Below are 2,053 nucleotides of genomic sequence, written 5' to 3'. Positions count from 1 at the left end.
TCATATGCTGTTTAACCAGCGTCTGATATCGGCGGGTAAGGCGAGAGTCAATCCCGCCAACAGATAGGTTGAAATCATTCTGCAAAGTAATAACAGGTATCACGATAAATGTGTAGATACCTATGCCCTGAGCGAGGGGATGCTGCGCGTTACCCAGGCCATCCGGCCCGATTTTGCCATCGAAAGCGTCCGTGCCAGGTTACAAAGCCTGACGGAAGAGGCGCGCCGCCGTATTCCCGCCGATTTGGCGCAGGATGATAAGCTCGACCTGCTGATCGAGCTGTTTTACCGCACTTGGGGTTTTGGCGGCGTCGGCGGCGTTTACCGTCTGTCCGACGCGCTGTGGCTGGATAAGGTGTTGGACCGTCGACAGGGGTTGCCCGCGTCGCTGGGGATTATACTGCTGCATATCGCTCAGGCGTTGGGGATCCCCTTAATGCCGGTGATTTTCCCGACGCAGATGATCCTGCGCGCCGACTGGCTGGACGGCGAGATGTGGCTGATGAATCCCATCAATGGCGACCCGCTGGATGCGCATACGCTGGATATCTGGCTACGCGGTAATCTCGGTGAGGGGGTGCAGCTTGCCGAAGAGGATCTGGAAGAGGCGGATAATAATACCGTGGTGCGCAAATTGCTCGATACCCTGAAAGGCGCGTTAATGGACGAAAAACAAATGGAGCTGGCGTTACGCGCCAGCGAAGCTATGCTGGAGTTTGACCCGGCGGATCCCTACGAAATCCGCGATCGCGGCCTGATTTATGTCGAGCTGGAGTGCGACCATGTGGCGCTCAACGACTTAAATTACTTTGTCGAGCAATGCCCGGAAGATCCGGTCAGCGAGATGATTAAGGTCCAGATCCACTCCATCGAGCAAAAATCGGTTACCCTACATTGACCGGCGGCGGTATTTACCGCCGGTTGCCGGTTAATTTTAATCAAAAAGGTGAAGCATGAAACATTTAGTGGTCAATATTGGCGACATCCAGGTAGCGAACGATCTGCCCTTCGTGCTGTTTGGCGGCATGAACGTGCTGGAGTCGCGCGATCTGGCGATGCGCATCTGCGAACACTATGTCACCGTGACGGAAAAACTGGGCATTCCCTATGTGTTCAAGGCCTCGTTTGATAAAGCCAACCGATCGTCCATTCATTCCTATCGTGGACCGGGACTGGAAGAGGGGATGAAGATCTTTGCCGAGCTAAAAGCGCAGTTTGGCGTGAAGGTGATAACCGATGTGCACGAAGCCGGCCAGGCGCAAAGCGTGGCGGACGTGGTGGATGTGATTCAGCTTCCGGCATTCTTGGCCCGTCAGACCGATCTGGTGGAGGCCATGGCCCGCACCGGTGCGGTAATCAACGTGAAAAAACCGCAGTTCATCAGCCCGGGACAGGTCGGTAATATCGTCGACAAGTTTCGCGAAGCCGGTAACCACCAGGTGATTTTATGCGATCGCGGCAGCAATTTCGGCTATGACAATCTGGTGGTGGACATGCTGGGTTTTAATGTGATGACCCAGGTTAGCGGCGGTTGTCCGGTGATTTTCGATGTGACCCACGCCCTGCAGACCCGTGACCCGTTTGGCGCCGCCTCCGGCGGACGCCGCGCACAGGTGAGTGAATTGGCCCGCGCCGGTATGGCGGTCGGTATCGCCGGTCTGTTCATCGAAGCGCATCCAGACCCGGCGAATGCCAAATGCGATGGCCCTTCGGCCCTGCCGCTCGCCAAGCTGGAGCCGTTCCTGCGCCAGATGAAGGCGATCGATGAACTGGTAAAATCCTTCCCCGCGCTCGATACATAGGTATCTACACATTTATCGTGATACCTGTTATTACTTTGCAGAATGATTTCAACCTATCTGTTGGCGGGATATTGACTCTCGCCTTACCCGCCGATATCAGACGCTGGTTAAACAGCATATGACACCCGCGGCTCTTCTTGCTTCTGCGGTTAAAGACCTCGCAAGTGCTCAAAAATCAACTTTCGCAACTACCCAAGCTGTCTGGCGTTTTCTGAATAATAAGCGAATTAGCTTCAGTCAACTCAATGAGC

2 protein-coding genes are annotated in these 2,053 nt (G+C 54.7%); both read left to right on the top strand.

All coding sequences use genetic code 11. The features are described 5' to 3' along the window. The first annotated feature begins 79 nt into the window (after positions 1-79). Entirely contained in the window at positions 80-898 is an 819-nt protein-coding gene (gene sirB1 / locus CINSTRO3249_RS15390; protein WP_256381682.1) for an invasion regulator SirB1, read from the top strand. Between the two features lie 55 nt (positions 899-953). Continuing rightward, a complete protein-coding gene (gene kdsA / locus CINSTRO3249_RS15385) occupies positions 954-1,802 on the top strand; it encodes a 3-deoxy-8-phosphooctulonate synthase (protein ID WP_074013861.1) in 849 nt (282 codons plus the stop codon). Positions 1,803-2,053 lie beyond the last annotated feature (251 nt).

Source organism: Candidatus Sodalis sp. SoCistrobi (assembly GCF_900143145.1).
Lineage (GTDB): Bacteria > Pseudomonadota > Gammaproteobacteria > Enterobacterales > Enterobacteriaceae > SoCistrobi.
Note: the sequence above shows the minus strand (reverse complement) of the source record. Positions and strands in the feature narration are given on the sequence as shown.